At 73.0% G+C, this 17,771-nt stretch carries 14 protein-coding genes; 11 read left to right on the top strand and 3 right to left on the bottom strand.

What is annotated here, in order from left to right; translation table 11 throughout:
• Positions 1-10: 10 nt before the first annotated feature.
• From B9S58_RS32940 to B9S58_RS32920, 5 genes are all read left to right on the top strand, one after another.
• Positions 11-283, top strand: a complete 273-nt coding sequence (locus B9S58_RS32940) for a phosphoribosyl-ATP diphosphatase (RefSeq protein ID WP_103535564.1) — start codon at positions 11-13, stop codon at positions 281-283.
• Between the two features lie 82 nt (positions 284-365).
• A complete protein-coding gene (gene hisG / locus B9S58_RS32935) occupies positions 366-1,214 on the top strand; it encodes an ATP phosphoribosyltransferase (RefSeq protein ID WP_103535563.1) in 849 nt (282 codons plus the stop codon).
• Between the two features lie 38 nt (positions 1,215-1,252).
• The gene (locus tag B9S58_RS32930; protein ID WP_103535562.1) at positions 1,253-1,723 is read left to right on the top strand and encodes a PH domain-containing protein; all 471 of its coding nucleotides are present in this window, start codon (positions 1,253-1,255) and stop codon (positions 1,721-1,723) included.
• Between the two features lie 192 nt (positions 1,724-1,915).
• The gene (locus B9S58_RS32925) at positions 1,916-3,274 is read left to right on the top strand and encodes a hemolysin family protein (protein ID WP_103535561.1); all 1,359 of its coding nucleotides are present in this window, start codon (positions 1,916-1,918) and stop codon (positions 3,272-3,274) included.
• Positions 3,271-4,377, top strand: a complete 1,107-nt coding sequence (locus B9S58_RS32920; RefSeq protein ID WP_103535560.1) for a hemolysin family protein — start codon at positions 3,271-3,273, stop codon at positions 4,375-4,377. The genes B9S58_RS32925 and B9S58_RS32920 overlap by 4 nt, the downstream gene beginning before the upstream one ends.
• A gap of 72 nt (positions 4,378-4,449) precedes the next feature.
• Here the strand turns inward: B9S58_RS32920 and B9S58_RS32915 are convergent, their stop codons facing one another.
• Positions 4,450-6,354: an AAA family ATPase gene (locus tag B9S58_RS32915; protein ID WP_103535559.1), complete on the bottom strand. Its 1,905-nt coding sequence runs from the start codon at positions 6,352-6,354 to the stop codon at positions 4,450-4,452.
• A 359-nt stretch (positions 6,355-6,713) separates the two neighbouring features.
• A complete protein-coding gene (locus B9S58_RS32910; protein ID WP_103535558.1) occupies positions 6,714-7,343 on the bottom strand; it encodes a uridine kinase in 630 nt (209 codons plus the stop codon).
• A gap of 197 nt (positions 7,344-7,540) precedes the next feature.
• On the opposite strand from B9S58_RS32910, the gene B9S58_RS32905 reads away from it, so the two are divergent.
• The 4 genes from B9S58_RS32905 (at position 7,541) to B9S58_RS32890 (ending at position 14,345) form a co-directional block, all read left to right on the top strand.
• Complete coding sequence (locus tag B9S58_RS32905) at positions 7,541-8,917, top strand: peptidase C39 family protein (RefSeq protein ID WP_103535557.1); 1,377 nt, start codon at positions 7,541-7,543, stop codon at positions 8,915-8,917.
• 100 nt (positions 8,918-9,017) lie between these two features.
• Positions 9,018-12,200, top strand: coding sequence for a DEAD/DEAH box helicase (locus B9S58_RS32900; RefSeq protein ID WP_258045179.1), 3,183 nt, complete (start codon positions 9,018-9,020; stop codon positions 12,198-12,200).
• 236 nt (positions 12,201-12,436) lie between these two features.
• Positions 12,437-12,589 carry an SCO1431 family membrane protein gene (locus B9S58_RS32895; protein WP_103535588.1) on the top strand — a complete coding sequence of 51 codons (153 nt, stop codon included), beginning with the start codon at positions 12,437-12,439 and terminating at the stop codon, positions 12,587-12,589.
• A 583-nt stretch (positions 12,590-13,172) separates the two neighbouring features.
• On the top strand, positions 13,173-14,345 hold the full coding sequence (locus B9S58_RS32890; protein ID WP_103535556.1) for an acyl-CoA dehydrogenase family protein: 1,173 nt from the start codon (positions 13,173-13,175) through the stop codon (positions 14,343-14,345).
• A gap of 427 nt (positions 14,346-14,772) precedes the next feature.
• Here B9S58_RS32890 and B9S58_RS32880 read toward each other — a convergent pair whose 3' ends face one another.
• On the bottom strand, positions 14,773-15,171 hold the full coding sequence (locus B9S58_RS32880) for a hypothetical protein (RefSeq protein ID WP_103535554.1): 399 nt from the start codon (positions 15,169-15,171) through the stop codon (positions 14,773-14,775).
• 201 nt (positions 15,172-15,372) lie between these two features.
• On the opposite strand from B9S58_RS32880, the gene B9S58_RS32875 reads away from it, so the two are divergent.
• Positions 15,373-15,813, top strand: coding sequence for an Lrp/AsnC family transcriptional regulator (locus tag B9S58_RS32875; protein WP_103535553.1), 441 nt, complete (start codon positions 15,373-15,375; stop codon positions 15,811-15,813).
• A gap of 82 nt (positions 15,814-15,895) precedes the next feature.
• Entirely contained in the window at positions 15,896-17,542 is a 1,647-nt protein-coding gene (locus B9S58_RS32870; protein ID WP_103535552.1) for an amidohydrolase, read from the top strand.
• Positions 17,543-17,771: the final 229 nt, after the last annotated feature.

Here is a 17,771-nt window from a genome sequence, read left to right as displayed (position 1 = left end):
GAGGACCATCATGGGACACAAAACCTTCGAAGAGCTCTTCACCGAGCTCCAGCTCAAGGCCGCCGAAGGCGACCCCTCCACCTCGCGCACCGCCGAACTGGTGGGCAAGGGCGTGCATGCCATCGGCAAGAAGGTCGTCGAGGAGGCCGCCGAGGTCTGGATGGCCGCCGAGCACGAGGGCAAGGAAGCCACCGCCGAGGAGATCTCCCAGCTGCTGTACCACGTCCAGGTGATGATGGTCGCCCGCGGGATCTCGCTGGACGACGTCTACGCCCATCTCTGAGCCGGTCCGAGCCCTCTCCCCGAAACCGCCCGCACATTTCTCCGCACTCCTCCGTACTCCTCCGCACAAAGGAAGCGACCTCATGCTGCGCATCGCCGTCCCCAACAAGGGTTCACTCTCCGGGCCTGCGATGGCGATGCTCCATGAGGCCGGCTACCAGCAGCGCAAGGAGTCCAAGGAGCTGGTCCTGGTCGACCCTTCGAACGAGGTCGAGTTCTTCTACCTCCGCCCCCGCGACATCGCGATCTACGTCAGCTCCGGCAAGCTCGACATCGGCATCACCGGCCGCGACCTGCTGCTGGACTCCGGGGCCGACTCCGAGGAGATCCTCCAGCTCGGCTTCGCCCGCTCCACCTTCCGCTACGCCACCAAGCCCGGCACCGCGGCGGGCCCGCAGGACTTCGACGGCATGACGATCGCCACCTCCTACGAGGGCATCGTCGCCGCCCACCTCGCCGAGGCGGGCGTCAAGGCCTCCGTCGTCCACCTCGACGGCGCGGTCGAGACCGCCATCGAGCTCGGCGTCGCCCAGATCATCGCCGACGTGGTGGAGACCGGCACCAGCCTGCGCAACGCCGGACTGGAGGTGATCGGCGAGCCGATCATGACCTCCGAGGCCGTCGTCATCCGGCGCAACGGCGCCCCCGCCGACGACCCCAAGGTGCAGCAGTTCCTCCGCCGCCTCCAGGGCGTCCTGGTCGCCCGGTCCTACGTGATGATGGACTACGACTGCCGCGTCGAGCACCTGGAGCGCGCCGTCGCCCTCACTCCGGGCCTGGAGTCGCCGACCATCTCCCCGCTGCACCACGAGGGCTGGGTCGCCGTCCGCTCCATGGTCGCCGCCAAGGAAGCCCAGCGGATCATGGACGACCTGTACGAGCTCGGCGCCCGCGCCATCCTCACCACGGCCATCCACGCCTGCCGCCTCTGACGGCCCCGGCCGCCCGTACCCCCGAGAGAAGACTCCCGATGTCCGCGCCCAGGCCCGAACTCCCCACCCTGCCGGTCACCTTCCGGCCCACCCTCACCCGGGTGGTCCTGCTGAGCGTGGGCCTGGCGATGTTCCTCGTCATCACGGTCATCGCGCTCATGCTGGAGCGGTTGAACCCGGGGGAGCGGATCACGTTCGTCCTCGTCGCGGCACTCTTCTTCGGCGTCCTGGCCCTGCTCAGCAGGCCCAGGGTCACCGCCGACGACACCGGGGTCACGGTCGTCAACCTCACCCTGACCCGCAGACTGGCGTGGGAGGAGATCCTCCGCGTCAACCTGCGCTCCGGCGACCCCTGGGTCTTCCTCGACCTCAGCGACGGCACGAGCCTGCCCGCCCTCGGCATCCAGCCCGGCCTGGCCAAGCAGCAGGCCATCCGCGACGCGCGCGCCCTGCGCGACCTCGCCGAGTCGCACGGCGCCGGAAACGACGACACCCCCGGCAACGGCTGAGCCCCTGCCCGGCGCGCGGCCTTCTTGTCTACTCTGGTGGGCGGCGGCGTCCCGCGCGCCCCGCCCCGCCCGTTCCACGGCCCGATCCCGGGCCCGCGGGGCTTTCCTGCGACCCAAGGAGTGACTCCCTCCAGCAATGGACGGATCGTCCGGTAGTACCTGCGCCGCCCCTTCCCCGGAGGCGGCGGCCTCATGACCACCCCCCTGCTGCTCCTCGGAGCGGCCTTTCTCCTCATCCTCGCCAACGGTTTCTTCGTGGCAGCCGAATTCGGGCTCGTCACGGTGGACCGGCCCGACGCCGAACGCGCCGCGGCCGAGGGCGACCGACGGGCCCGTACCGTCGTCGAAGCCCTGCGTGAACTCTCCTTCCAGCTCTCCGGCACCCAGCTCGGTATCACCATCACCTCCCTGGTGGTGGGCATGCTCGCCGAACCGGCCCTCGCCCAGCTGCTCGCCGGACCCCTCACCGCCACCGGACTGCCCGCGGGGGCCGTCCCGGGCGTCGGCATCGTCGTCGGGATGCTGCTGGCCTCGGCCGTGCAGATGGTCGTCGGTGAACTCGTGCCCAAGAACTGGGCGGTCTCCCGGCCGCTCCAGGTGGCCCGCTTCGTCGCCGGACCGCAAGCCCGCTTCGCGGGCCTCCTGCGACCGGTGATCACCCTCCTCAACGCCCTGGCCAACCGGCTGGTGCGGCTCCTGGGCGTAGAGCCCACCGACGAACTGGCCTCCGCCCGCACCCCGGGCGAACTGGTCTCACTGGCCCGGCACTCCGCCGAGGCCGGAGCCCTGGAACAGGACACCGCCGACCTCTTCGTCCGGACCCTCTCGCTGGCCGGCCTCACCGCCCAGCACGTCATGACCCCCCGGGTGAAGGTCAGCGCCCTGCACTCCTCCGCGACCGCCGAGGACGTCCTCAACCTCACCCGCGCCACCGGCCTCTCCCGCTTCCCGGTCTACCGGGACCGCATCGACGAGGTCATCGGCATGGTCCACCTCAAGGACGCCCTCGCCGTCCCCGCCCCCGAGCGCCTGCGCACCCCGGCCGGACGGATCGCCGTCCCCCCGCTCCTGGTGCCGGAGACCCTGCCCGTGGAACTGCTGCTGCGGCGGCTGCGCCACGAACAGCCGATAGCCGTGGTCGTCGACGAGTACGGCGGCACCGCCGGCGTCGTCACCCTGGAGGACATCATCGAGGAACTCGTCGGCGAGGTCCGCGACGAGCACGACGCCGAGGGCGCAGGCCGCCCCGAACTGACCGCCGCCATCGGCGAGGACGGCCGCCCGGTGTGGGACGCCGAGGGCAGCTGCCGGGTCCACACCCTGCGCCGGAGCGGCCTGGACGTGCCCGAGGGGCCGTACGAGACCGTCGCCGGGCTCGTCGCCGGCCTGCTGGGCCGCATCCCCGCCCCCGGCGACCGGGCCGAACTCCCCGGCTGGCGGATCTCCGTCCGCCAGGTCGGCCACTACCGCGCCGAACGGGTCCGTTTCACCCGGGCGCCCGACCCGCTGCCTGACCCGGCCGCACGGGACCTGCTGGAGGCCGTGCGATGAGCATGCTCCAACTCCTCCTCGCCGCCCTCCTCGTGCTGGCGAACGGCTTCTTCGTCGGCGCCGAGTTCGCCCTCGTCTCGGTCCGCCGCAGCCAGATCGAACCACTGGCCGCTCAGGGTTCCGGCCGGGCCCGCACGGTCCTGCACGGCCTGGAGAACCTGCCGCAGATGATGGCCGCCGCCCAGTTCGGCATCACCGTCTGCTCCCTCACCCTCGGCGCCGTCGCCGAGCCGACCGTCGCCCATCTCCTGGAGCCGGTCTTCCACGCGGCGCACGTCCCCGACGGGCTCGTCCACCCCCTCGGCTTCGCCCTCGCGCTCCTGTCCGTGGTCGTCCTGCACCTGGTCATCGGCGAGATGGTCCCGAAGAACCTCGCGATGGCGGCGCCCGAGCGGACCGCGCTGTGGCTGAGCCCCGGCCTGGTCGCCTTCGCCCGGCTCTGCCGTCCGGTCACCACCGCCCTGGGCGCCTGTGCCGGTCTGGTGCTGCGGCTGTTCGGCGTCGAGCCGAAGGACGAGGTGGAGGCCGTCTTCACCAGCGAGCAGCTCAACCGGCTCGTGGAGGACTCCGGACAGGCCGGGCTCCTCGGACCGGAGGCGGCGATGCGCCTGGAGGACGCCCTCGAACTGGGCAGCAGGCCGGTCACCGACGTCCTGCTGGAACGGGCGTCGCTGGTCACGGTCGACCCGTCCGTGACTCCGCGCCGGATCGAGGAGCTGACGGTGCGCACCGGCTTCTCCCGCTTCCCGGTCTGTGCGGACGGCGGCGGCCCCTTCATGGGCTACCTCCACGTCAAGGACGTCCTGGAGCTGGAGGACCCGGACCGCGCGGTCCCGCAGCAGACCTGGCGCCCGATGGCGACCGTACGGGCCGAGCTCCCGCTCGACGACGCCCTGACCGTTATGCGCCGCGCCGCGACGCACCTGGCGCAGGTCGCGGACGCCTCGGGCCGGATCCTCGGCCTGGTCGCCATGGAGGACGTGCTGGAGACGCTGGTGGGGGAGGTGCGCGACCCGGCCCACCGGACGGTGTCGGTGCCCCGCCGCACGGTGGACGTGCCGAAGGCGCCGGACCTCCCGGTGCCCGGGACCCTCGTGCACTGATGTGACGCCGGGGCCGTGCCGGGAGCCGACGGCCGGTGCCGCGCCCGGGAGCGATCGCGCCCGGGCGCGGCCTCACCCCGCGCCCGGCTCCTGCTTGCCCCGGCCCACCGGCCCGCGCCCCGACAGCACCTCGCCGTACGCCTGCATCAGGTCCGGGAGCCGCAGCGTCGACAGGTCCTGGCGGGTCAGCTCGCCCGGATAGCCGGAGAGCCGCAGATCACGGTAGGCGCAGCTCTTCTCGTACAGGGTCCGCAGGAAACGGCCGTTACCCAGCTCGTCGATCCAGCCCTGGTCCACCACATGGCCGCTGATGGAGCGCAGCTCGTCCGCCGCCTCCTCGTCCCACACGTCGTCGTTCTCGGCGGCCAGGACACTCCCGATCGCGGTGAGTTCGAGCGGCCGGTAGCTGGGGAAGTCGACCCTGCTGGTGAAGCGGGAGGAAAGCCCCGGGTTGGTGGCGAGCAGCCGGTCCATGCCTTCCGGGTAGCCCGCGAGGATGACGACGAGATGATCCCGGTTGTCCTCGGCCCGCTTGAGGAGGACCTGAAGCGCCTCGTCGCCGTACGCGTCACCCTTGCTGTAACCGGAGTTGGCCAGGCTGTACGCCTCGTCGACGAACAGCACCCCGCCCAGCGCCGAGTCGATCAGCTCATTGGCCTTGACCGCCGTCTGGCCCAGGAACTCCCCGACCAGATCTGACCGTTGCGCCTCGACCAGGTGATCGCCGCCGAGCAGCCCGAGGGCGTAGAAGACCCGGCCCAGGATGCGCGCCACGGTGGTCTTGCCGGTGCCGGAGGGCCCGGAGAAGACGAAGTGGCGCTTCGGCGGCTGGACGGGGAGACCCTGCTCGGCCCGCAGCCGGGCCATGTTCAACTGTGCGGAGAGCGCCTTGACCTGTCGTTTCACCGGATCGAGACCGACCATGCGCTCCAGCTGCGCCAGCGCCTCGGCCAGCAGGGCGGGATCGCTGGGCCCGGCAGGGAAGGGCGGCGGCTTCCGGGTCCTGGTGCGGCGGGCGCCCTCGACGGGCGGGGGCGGACCGGGGGCCGGGTCGTCGCCGAGCAGCCCCGCGTCGCCCAGCGGCCACGACTCGCGCCCGTCCACCAGATCGGTGCCGAGCAGCGCGTCGCCCTCCGGGCGCGGCTCCGCCCCCGCGCCCCCCGAACCGAAACCGGTCAGGGTCACGGCGGCCAGATCCGCCGACTCGTCGTACCCATCGCCCTCTACGAGCGCGGCGAGCCGGGCGGAGGTGTCCATGAAGGCCGGGTCGACCCGGTGCACCGCCCGGTACAGCGGCAGGGCGGCCGCGCTGCGCCCGGTGCCCTCGTGGGCCCGCGCCAGCCAGTAGCGCAGCTCCTTGCGCTGCGGCTGCTCGCTGCGGCAGCGCATCAGCGAGGCCGACAGCAGCGGCTCCGCCTGCCCGAACATCTCCAGCCGCACCCTCGCCATCCCGCCGAACAGACCCGCCTCGATGCCGAGCATCGGGTCGTCGACGAGCTGCTCGGTGCAGCGCACCAACTGCTCCCAGTCCTTGACCAGATAGGAGCGGCAGGCGTGCAGGAACCGCACCTGCGGATCCGCGTCCACCGGCGGCAGCCCCGCCAACGCCCGGTCCAGCTCGGGCACATGGCGTCCGTCCAGCCAGTGCGAGGCGTGCGCCAGCAGCAGATCGCGCCGGCTCTCCAGCACCGGCTGCACCCACCAGCCCAGCCAGTACCAGGAGTTGAGCGTACGTCGGTGGCGTGCGCGCTGTTCGCCGAAGCGGTCGCGGTGCCGGTACATGCGTAACAGGGCCGTGGTGGTGTCGATGCGCAGCGCGTGGAGGCCGAGCCAGCCGTCCGCCATGCCGGGATCGAACCGCACCGCGGCTCTGAACTCCTCCTCGGCCTGGGGGTAGGCGCCCATGGTGTAGGCGTCCATGCCACGCAGCCAGGCGAGGTCGGCAGGGGCGCCAGCGCCCTGTGTGCCGATGTCCATCAGGTCCCCCACAAACCGTGCCCCCAGGATGTTCCGCCCGCACAGCATGCCCACCGGAGCGTGCTGAATCACGGCGCGGAGGGAGGGAATTGACCACACCGAGCTGCATCGTACCCGCGCACGGGGGGAGGTGACCGCTCGATGGCGGACCTTCGGGGCGGTGACCGAGGGTGAGTGAATCGCTCTGCGTGGTCGCCGGGGCGGCGGCGGGAGCACAGAACGAAGCCCCCGATCACGGGGGAACAACCGGGGGCTTCGCGTCTGCGGGGGCTCCGAAAAGCCGCACAATGAGAACGTAAGACCAGCAAGGCCCCACGGTCAAGCGGAGTTGGGGCACTTCCGGGACGATTTCCGACTGCTCAGTATGGCGGGACATTCTGGCTACCGTGCGTGACGCTTCGGTTCGCTCCCGCTGTCGCGCGGGGCCCGGGGAGCCACGCGTACCCCTCCGGCAACTGGTGTACCAGCGCGTCGGCATAGGGCCGTGAGGGATCTTCGGCGAAATGCCGCCCCTCGGCGAGCGTCCACCCGTCCCAGAACCCGGTGAGCCCGGCCCCGTCCCGGCACCGGCCCCGCTCCCAGGACGTCTCCCGGTCCAGCTCCATCCAGCACAGCGCCGCCAGCCACGGGCGCAGCTCCCGGCGTCCCGTGCCGACCCCCTCCACCAGTACCACCGGGGCCGGCTCCAGCATCCGCGCCGGGCCGAAGCGGCGCTCCGTCCAGTCGTACGGGGCATAGCGGGCGGCCTCGCCGCGCGAGAGCGGCAGGATCACCTGCCCCATCAGCCGCCCCGTCCAGCCGAACAGCTCCTCGTGCGTGGCGAGATCGTCCAGGTGGAGGACCGGCGCACCGCCCAGCGCCGCCGCGAGGCGGGCGGCGAAGGTGCTCTTGCCCGAACCGGCGTGCCCGTCGACCGCGACGAGCCGGACCGGCCCGCAGGAAGGGGGCAGTGAGCAGAGGCCATCGGCGTGGCGGGCCAGGTCGTCCATGGCTCCAGGGTACGTTCCGGCACGGAGCGGCCCTGGGGAGTGTTCCGAGCCATCGCAGGTCACGCCAGTGGTCCAGACCCATATTGGTCCGGCGGCGGCTGCCGAACCGCTGGCCCGATCCGGCCCGGAACCGGGATAGTTGGCGCACCGCACGGCACCCGCAGACCATCTTCAGCATCCGACCGGGGGTCACGACCATGACCAGTCCGACTTCGCGCAGAACCGTCCTGACCGCCGCGCTCGCCGCGGCGGCGGGCGCCGGCACGGTGGCCTCCGCCGCGCCCGCGTCCGCCGCCCCGTCCGCAGTCCCGTCCTCGCCGGCCGGCCCCTCCGGCGGCCCGGAGGTCCTCGTGGACAACCGTTTCTGGCACACCTACACCGACTGGCGCTGCGGCACGGGCGACGGCACCCGGATCCAGCCCGGCGCCCGCCCCGGCCTGGTGATCGCCGTCCCGGCCGGCCGCACCGACCACACCGACCCGCACACGGGCACGACGGCCGCCTGGGACTACGCCACCTGGACCTCCTCCGTCCACCGCTCCGCCGTCCCCGCCACCGAGGTGATCATCTCCTGGAACGCCCGCACCCCGGCCGGCACCTGGATCCAGGCCGAACTGACCGGCGCCTACGCGGACGGCACCACCACCCCCTGGTTCGTGATGGGCCGCTGGGCGGCGGGCGACGGCGACCTCCGCCGTACGTCCGTCGACGGCCAGGGCGACCCGCACAGCTCCGTGTGGACGGACACCGTCTCGGTGGACGACCCGGCGAGCGGCGCGCGCCTGGTCTCCTACCGGCTGCGGCTCACGCTGTACCGCACCCCGGGCAGCCGCCTCACCCCGACCGTCTGGCGGGTCGGTGCGATGGCCTCCGACGTACCCGACCGCTTCACGGTGCCCGCGAGCACCCCCGTGCTCGCCCGCGAACTGCCCGTGCCCCGCTACTCGCAGAACATCCACATCGGGCAGTACCCCGAGTACGACAACGGCGGCGAGGCGTGGTGCAGCCCCACCTCATCGCAGATGATCATCGAGTACTGGGGCCGCCGCCCCACCGCCGAGGACCTCGCCTGGGTCAAGCCCGGCCTGCCCGACCCCCAGGTCTGCCACGCCGCCCGCCACACCTACGACTACCAGTACGAGGGCTGCGGCAACTGGCCGTTCAACGCCGCCTACGCCGCCACGTACCGTGACATGAACGCCGTGGTCACCCGGCTCGGTTCGCTCACCGACGTGGAGCGGCTCATCCGCGCCGGAATCCCCGTCATCACCTCCCAGTCCTTCCGGAAGGAGGAACTGCCCGGCGCCGGATACGGGACGGCCGGCCACCTGATGACGGTGATCGGTTTCACCGCCGAGGGCGACGTCATCGCCAACGACCCCGCGTCGCCCGACAACGACGCGGTACGCCGGGTCTACCGGCGGCGCGAGTTCGAGAACATCTGGCTCCGGACCAAGCGCTACGACGCGAACGGCCAGGTCAGAAGCGGCACGGGCGGGGTGTGCTACGTCTACTGGCCGACCCGGACGACACCGGGCCGGCACCGCGTGCTGCGGTCGCTCGGCCTGCTGTGAGCAGGTTCGGCCCCACAACCGTCCCCGACGACGCCGCCTGATCGGGGGAAACCGTGTGATCGGCCTGCACGCGGTGATCATGGGATGCCACAGTCGGGGCATGCGCAGTGACGAAGCAGACGTGCACGAATCCGTCACCGGCCTGGCACAGGAGCGGTGGGGAGTCACGCCGGCCGGAGAGTTCCCCGCACGGTTCGCGGAGCCGGGGTGGAGCTACGAGGCGACCGTCGACCGCCGCTGCCCCGAATGCGGCGGCGAACTGCACGCCCTGCGCAAACCGTACGAGTCCCAGGGGCGCACCTACCAGTACACGGCACTCGTCTGCCCCGGCTGTCCCACCGCCTTCACTCTCGCGGATCTCGGGGCGAAGCGGTACGACCAGCTGACCGACGCCGTGCCCCGCCAGGCCGGACAGGCGACCCGGCCCCGCCCGGTGCCCGTGCGGCGCGGGGCCTGCCCGGACGGGCCGGGGGGCAACGTGACCGCGGCCGTCGGGGTTTCGGCGCAGCCGCGTCCGGGGGTGCGCGCGGGGCGTGGCCCGGCGTGGCCGCAGGACCTGGTCGTGCCCGACGGGACCGAGCAGCGCGCCCTGTCGTGGTGGATGGTCACCGATCCCGCGTGGCGCCCGGCCGACGCCGAGCTCACGACGGCGGAGGACATGCGGGTGATCCTCCCCGAAGGGCCGGAGTACCGGACGCTGCGGGCGTGGCTCACGGAGCGGGACGTACCGTACCGCGTCGGCCGCTACTGGGAGGAGGCCGGTCAGGTCGGCACGGTCGACGACACCGGCGGGCGTACGGAGCTGGTCGCGGTCGGTCCGCACGGTGCGGCCCCCGCCGCAGGGCCCTGGGCGGCGGCGGGTCGGGATGCCTTCGCCGCCCAGTGGGACGCGTTGGAGGAGCTGCCGGACGGCGACGGGGACAACTACGTGCCCGTCGGTGAACTGGTACCGGCCGAATGGGCCGGGCTGCTGCCTCACCCCTCGTTCAACCCTGTGCAGGCCGCCGCCGTTCCGGCGGTGCTCAAGGACACGGGGCATCTGGTCGTGGTGGCGCCGACGGGTGCGGGAAAGACCCCGATCGGGATGGTCGCGGCGTTGGAGGCGTACGCCCGCGGACGCAAGGCGGCCTGGCTGGTGCCGCAGCGCTCACTCACCGACGAACTGGACCGGGAGCTCCAGCTGTGGCGCGACCATGGACTGAGGGTGGTCAGACTGACCGGTGAGGCCGCGGTGGACACGAAGCTGATCCGGTCGGCCGACGTATGGGTGGCCACCACCGAGAAGTTCGAGGCGATCTGCCGTGCGGGCTCGCTGCGGGACGCGCTCGCCGAGGTCGGCTGCCTGGTGGTCGACGAGATCCATCTGCTCGGCGACCCGACACGCGGAGCCGTACTGGAGGCGCTGCTCGCCCGCGTGCGGGAGGACAGTGTGGCCACCCGGATCGTCGGTCTGTCCGCGACGGTCGCCAACGCGGACGAGGTCGCGGACTGGCTGGGCGCCCGCCTGGTCCGTACCACTTGGCGGCCCACCCGGCTCACCTGGCAACTGCCGATCCTGCCCCCGGTCGACGAGACGGACTGGGCGGCGCGGGCCGCCGTCCGTACCGGGGCCACCGTGCGCATCGCCCGGCGGACCACCGCGGACGGCGGCAGCGTCCTCGTCTTCTGCGGCAGCAAGCGCCGGGTGCGGTCCACGGCGCTCGCCCTGGCCGCGGACCGGGGCGTGCCCACCGCCGAAGTGGACGCCGACGACGCCGAAGCCGTGGAGCGGCTGTGCACCAAGGCCGGGGTACGGCTGCACTACCGGGACTGGCCGTACAAGCGGGAGGCCGAGCAGGCGTTCCGCGCCCGCGAGGCGGACGTCCTGGTCGCCACCTCCACGGTTGCGGCCGGCGTCAACCTTCCCGCCCGCGCGGTGATCGTCAGCGACACCACCATCGGTCTGGACCGCATCGAGGTGTCCATGGTCCAGCAGATGTTCGGACGTGCCGGCCGCATCGGCGCCGGGGAGCGCGAGGGCTGGGCGTTCCTGCTGACCGACCCGGCTGAACGCGCACACTGGCAGGCGCGGCTGGCCGCCGGATACACCGTGCGATCGCGGCTCGACGAGCACCTGGCCGACCATCTTCTCGCCGAGGCCGTGCAGGAACGGCTGGCGAACATCGAGGAGGCGGAGCGCTGGTGGGCCGGGACGTTCGCCGCGCACCAGGGCCACGACGGCGTCGAACCGCTCCATGAGGCGGCACAGTTCCTCGCCGCGACGGGCTGCCTGCGGCCCGCTGCCGACGGGGACCGTTTGGAGCCCAGCGCGCTGGGCAGACTGACCAGTCGCTTCATGGTCGACGCCACGCTCGCAGCCGACCTCGCGACGGCGTCGCGTCAGGTACCGGTACCCGAAGACCCTCTCACCGCCGAGCAGTTGCTCGCAGCCCTGCTCAGCACCCGGCTGCCCGTACTCGAACAAGCGCCGTTCACCGAGCGGGCGAAGACGGCCCTGCGCCGGGTTCTGCGTGAAACCGGGCACGCGGACGACGAGCCGGACGACGCCCGGGGGCCGGCCCCGTCGGACGATCCGACGCCGGGCGACGACACGCGGCGGCCACAGGCCGGAGACCTGGCCCGCGCGGTGCTGCTGCTGGCGGCGACCCGACCGGGTCTCTTCCGGGGCCGCCCCGCCTACGTCCTCGGTATCCCCGTGGACTCCATGACCGGAATCCTGGAGGAGGCCCAGCGCTACCTGGCCTGGCTCGGTGCACAGGGATCTCTCGGCACCGTCCATCCTTGGGTGGCCGTCGTGGCCGGTGACCTCTCGCTGCGCATCCGCTGGCGCACCCTGGGGGCCCCGCGAGGGGCCGGGCGACTGCTCTGGATGTGCGAGCGCATGGCCACGGCCCCGCTCGCGCCCGGCCTCGTCCCCCGTATGTGGAACGCGGCCCGGGCCCGCGGTATCGACGCACCGGACTGGAACGGCACGACGCGGCCGAGCGACTGTGTGATCTCCCAGGACCACTACCGCGCCCTTCTCGCGGAGCGCGCCACCGGCACACGCATGGCGCTCCAGGACGGAGAGGCCAGGGTATGGGCCCCGCCCGGAGCGGTGATCCGCCTGTGGAACGGCGCGAGCACCACTCTGCACATCGGCGATGGCGAGGAGACCACCCTGCTCCTGCCGCCCGCCGACCCGGCCGACGCGTCGGCCGGGTGCCGGGGCGCGGCCGTCTTCACCCGCGGTGACCGGCTGGCGGCAGGGTGGCTCGGCGAGTACGCGGCGATGCACGCCTGACCGGGCGGCCGCGTGAACGGGACCAACCGTCGCCGAGCCGCGCCCGGGGACAACGCGCGCCCTGGTCGGCGCCCCGGCCCGACCCGATATCCGTGCCGTACCGGGGGAGCGGGACGCCCCGGACACTCGGGCCGCGTCCGGCCGTGACCGGGATCTGGTTCTCCGCGGCCCGGGATCCTGGCACTCTGGTCGGGTCCCTGGGGGCCCAGCCGCAGCCGTACGAAGAGCGAGACGCCATGACCGCGACCACCGCAGCAGGAAACGCCCACCACGCCCGCCGTGCGCGCACCGGCGGACCCGAGGACGGCTCGAAGCTGATAGAGCACATCGCGGGCTGGGCGTTCGTGGTCGTGTTCGCGATGCTCGTCACCCGGCTCGGCCTGCTGTGACGTCCCGACGCCTCCGTGGCCGTGCGGCACACGGCGGGGCAGGGCGCGCGAACGGACGGGGCACCCGCCCGGCCCCCGCCCGTTCCGTCCGCGCCGTGAGAGCCAGGTGAAGTATCCGATCACCTTGCCGCCCGCCGTCGTGGGGGCGGCCGCGGCGAGCTCCCGCAGCCGGGCGCGGGGGCGGTGCGGCTTGAGCATCGTGGCTCCTCGTGAGCGGAGGGCTGATGTGTGGGGAGCACGGGCCGAACGCCGGGCAACCGCGCCGATCTGGCATGGACACCGCAAGGCGTTCGGAGGAGCCGCAGGGGGACCAGACCAGTCAGGTCAATGGTTTCGGGCCGGTCCGCCGATCGCCCGCGGCCCCTCCGGGCCGTCCGGCCTGCCCATCGCCCCGTGACGGGAGGCATTCGATCGGGCATACTCAACCCGCCACGGCCGATGACCGCGCCACCCGTGACCCGGGAGGGCAGGATCGGCGGGGCAGTCTGTTTTTCCCGGGTCGTTCCGGGAGATCACCCGGCGGCGCCTCTCCCACCCCGAGCGCGCGACCGCCGCAACGCCCGACAGGGAGGAGAGCGCCGTCATGTCCGACCGTGCCCCGCAGCCGGTGGAACGCCGTCTGCCCACCGAGGAGTCCCGGCAGCTCGTCGCGCTCGTCCGCGACATCGTGTCGAAGGAGATCGCTCCCCGGGCGGCCGAGGAGGAGGATGCGGGCGTCTTCCCGCGCGAGGTCTTCACCCTCCTGTCCGAGGCCGGACTCCTGGGACTCCCGTACGACTCCGCCCACGGAGGCGGTGACCAGCCCTACGAGGTCTACCTCCAGGTCCTGGAAGAACTGGCCGCCGCCCGGCTCACCGTCGGACTCGGCGTCAGTGTCCACTCCCTCGCCTGCCACGCCCTCGCCGGATACGGCACCGACGAACAGCGCGCCGCGCACCTCCCGGCCATGCTCACCGGCGGCCTGCTGGGCTCCTACTGCCTCTCCGAACCCGCCTCCGGCTCCGATGCCGCCTCGCTGCGCACCAAGGCCGTACGGGACGGGGACGGGTGGGTCATCACCGGGACCAAGGCGTGGATCACCCACGGCGGCGTCGCCGACTTCTGCACCGTGCTCGCCCGTACCGGCGTCGAGGGTCCCCGCGGCATCACGGCCTTCCTCGTCCCCGGCGACGCCGAGGGGCTGAACGCGGCTCTCCCCGAGAAGAAGATGGGGATGAAGGGCTCGCCCACGGCCCAGCTCCACTTCGACGGCGTACGGGTCGGCGACGACCGGCGCATCGGCGAGGAGGGCCAGGGCTTCGCCATCGCCCTGTCCGCACTCGACTCCGGGCGCCTCGGCATCGCCGCCTGTGCGGTCGGGGTCGCCCAGGCGGCGCTGGACGAGGCCGTAAGGTACGCCACCGACCGGCGCCAGTTCGGCCGCCCCATCGCGGACTTCCAGGGGCTGCGGTTCATGCTCGCCGACATGGCCACCCATATCGAGGCCGGCCGGGCGCTGTATCTGGAGGCGGCCCGGCTGCGCGACGCGGGGGAGTCCTTCTCCCGGCAGGCCGCCATGGCGAAGCTGTTCTGCACGGACGCGGCCATGCGGGTGACCACCGACGCCGTCCAGGTGCTCGGCGGCTACGGCTACACGCTCGACTTCCCGGTCGAACGGCTGATGCGCGAGGCGAAGGTGCTCCAGATCGTGGAGGGCACCAATCAGATCCAGCGCATGGTCATCGCGCGCCACCTCGCGGGTCCCGAGACGCGCTGAACCGCAGCGGCGCCTCGGACCAGGAGGGCAGTGCCGCGGCCTGGTTCCACTCCGGGTCGCGGGGGCCCGGCAGCGTGCGGCCGGCGCTCTCCCACTGACTGAGCAACGCGCTGTAGATCGGCGGGCCCACGGGGGCGCCCATGGGCGAGGCCCCGGTGGAGCGGGGCAGCGGCTGGGCGGGCGCACCCGGCTGCGGAACCGATTCTTCGGGGGCGGGTGCGGCGAGCCGGCGACGACCCGAACCCACTGGTGAATGCAGCGTGGTCATACCGGGCCAACGCGGCAGGACGGGCCGGGGTCACTGGTACGCCGAATCGAGCGCCCGTTCGCAGAGGCCACGCCCTGCGCCGGCGCCGGGGCAGCGGAACCACGGGCACCACGGCGGCCGGGCCCGCCGTGGTGCCGGGTGGGCGTACGGCGTACGGGGTCAGGCGGCCTCGGGCCGTATCCGCGGCACGCGCACCGGACGGGAGCCGGGTCCTCCGGCGTGCGAGAAGGGCTGCATCCGCCAGTCGAGGCCCTGGGGGAGCGTCAGCAGTAGCCCGGCCTCCTGCTCCTGGAGCTCCAGCGTCTCGTCCGCGGGCCGGGCGTCGCTCACGCCGCGGCCGGTCCCGGCGCAGACGGTGAGGACGAAGGGGTTCCACGGCGTGGGGCACCGGGCGTGCTCCGGCAGGACGTCCTCGTCGGCCAGCAGTGCGATGGGCTGGGCGCAGTCCGGGCAGGTCACCCGGACCATCTCGAACATGTCGTACGCGTCGGCGGTACCGTCGTCGTCCGGATCGACAGGCTCCGGTTCGGTACGTCCGGTGAGCTTCAGGCTCTGCATGGAAGTTCCCCCTCGGGTGGGCCGACAAGGCGTCACGGCCTCGACCACAGCAAGCACTTCCCGTCGCGCATGGCCGATAACCGTGAGGCGGCCCGCTACCGACCCGTGGGCCTGTGGTGTTCGTCACATGCCACCCGCAGGTGCCGTTCTGTGACCCGCGCGACTGTGCCGGGGGACGCCCTGGGCCATAGGTTGATCCGCATGGAGGAGCTGGACCGTCAGATTGTTGAGTTGCTCGTCAAGGACGGGCGGATGAGCTACACCGACCTGGGCAAGGCCACGGGCCTGTCCACCTCGGCGGTTCATCAGCGCGTCCGCCGACTGGAGCAGCGCGGGGTGGTCCGCGGCTATACCGCGGTCGTCGACCCCGAGGCCGTCGGGCTGCCCCTCACCGCGTTCATCTCGGTGAAGCCGTTCGATCCGAGCGCACCCGACGACATCGCCGAACGGCTCGCCGGGGTACCCGAACTGGAGGCCTGTCACAGCGTCGCCGGGGACGAGAACTACATCCTCAAGGTGCGTGTGGCGACCCCGCTGGAGCTGGAACACCTGCTCACCCGGATCCGTACCCTCGCCGGCGTGTCCACCCGGACCACCGTCGTCCTGTCCACTCCGTACGAGGCCCGGCCCCCGCGTATCTGAGCGGTGGGCCCGGGGGATGTCCGGCCCGCTCCGGAAGGGGGCCGGGGGCCGGGCGGTGGCTGGCAGGCGCGAGACTGGTCCCATGAGCCAGAGCACCGCCCCCCAGAGCGCCCCCGAACACCGCACCGTGCTGTTGCGCGGCGGCGACGTCCACAGCCCCGCCGACCCGTTCGCCACCGCGATGGTCGTCGAACGCGGGCATGTCGCCTGGGTGGGGTCCGAGGGGGCAGCCGACGCCTTCGCGAGCGGCGTGGACGAGGTGGTCGACCTCGAAGGCGCCCTGGTCACCCCGGCGTTCACCGACGCCCATGTGCACACCACCGCCACCGGCCTGGCTCTGACGGGGCTCGACCTCTCCGGCGCCCGCACCCTGGCCGAGGCCCTCGGTCTCGTCCGTGCGTTCGGACACGGCCGGGCCGCCGGGGACGTTCTGCTCGGGCACGGCTGGGACACCGCCCGCTGGCCCGAGCGGCGCCACCCCTCGCGCGCCGAGCTCGACGAGGCGGCCGGCGGCCGGGCTCTGTACCTGCCGCGGATCGACGTGCACTCCGCGGTCGTCACGACGGCCCTGCTGGACCTCGTCCCCGGCGTCACCGGGATGACCGGATACCACCCCGAAGCGCCGCTGACCGGCGACGCCCACCACGCGGTACGGGCGGCCGCCCACGGCGCGCTGTCGTCCGCCCAGCGGGCCGCCGCCCAGCGCGCCGCCCTCGACCACGCCGCCTCCCTCGGCATCGGCAGCGTGCACGAGTGCGGCGGGCCCGAGATCTCCGACGAGGAGGACTTCACCGGCCTCCTCGCCCTCGCTGCCGAGCGGCCGGGACCGCGCGTCCTCGGTCTCTGGGCCGAGGAGATCGCGGACGAGAAGGATGCCCGGCGCATCCGCGAACTCGGCGCGATCGGCGCCGCGGGCGACCTGTTCGTCGACGGTTCCCTCGGCTCGCACACCGCCTGCCTGCACCAGGGGTACGCGGACGCCCCGCACACCGGCACCGCCCACCTGGACGCCGCCCGGATCGCCGCCCATGTCACCGCCTGCACCGAGGCGGGCCTCCAGGCGGGTTTCCACGCCATCGGCGACGCCGCGGTCACCGCCGTGGTGGACGGGATCAGGGCCGCCGCCGGGACGCTCGGCCTCGGCCGGATCCGGGCCGCCCGCCACCGCGTCGAACACGCCGAGCTGCTCACCCCCGAGACCATCGCCGCCTTCGCCGAACTGGGCCTGACCGCATCCGTCCAGCCCGCCTTCGACGCCGCCTGGGGCGGGTCGGAGGGGATGTACGCCGAGCGCCTCGGCGCGGAGCGGGCCACCGGCCTCAACCCGTACGCGGCGCTGCTGCGCGCCGGAGTGCCCCTCGCCTTCGGCTCCGACAGTCCGGTCACCCCGCTCGACCCCTGGGGCACCGTGCGGGCCGCCGCCCACCATCGCACCCCGGAGCACCGCATCTCGGTCCGCGCCGGGTTCGCCGCCCATACCCGGGGCGGCTGGCGGGCCGTCGGCCGCGACGACGCCGGCCTCCTGGTGCCCGGCGCCCCGGCCGACTACGCCGTCTGGCGCACCGCCGAACTCCTGGTCCAGGCCCCCGACGACCGGGTCGCCCGATGGTCCACCGATCCCCGGTCCGGCACGCCGGGCCTGCCGGATCTGACGCCCGGGGCCGACCTTCCCGTCTGCCTGCGGACCGTGGTCTTCGGACGAACTGTCTATGTGCGACCGAACGAGTGACGTCGGGACATTCCGTACCGCCGATCGATGGCCCGACGGCTGGTCCGCGACCTGCGGCCCTTCGGCACTGACCAGGCGATTTCGGAAGAAGTCGCAGGTCGCACGGCTGTTGACAGAACGCGCCCACCGGCCGGTAGGTTCGGCCGGGCCCACCACAGGACGTCCGACCGGTTGAACCTCCACGCAGTCGTCGAACGCCGCTGGGTCATGAGGTGGTGTGCCGCACCGG

This window comes from Streptomyces sp. SM11 (genome assembly GCF_002910905.1).
GTDB lineage: Bacteria > Actinomycetota > Actinomycetes > Streptomycetales > Streptomycetaceae > Streptomyces.
The sequence above is the reverse complement of the archived record's forward strand: the minus strand, read 5'-3'. Positions and strand labels throughout refer to the sequence as shown.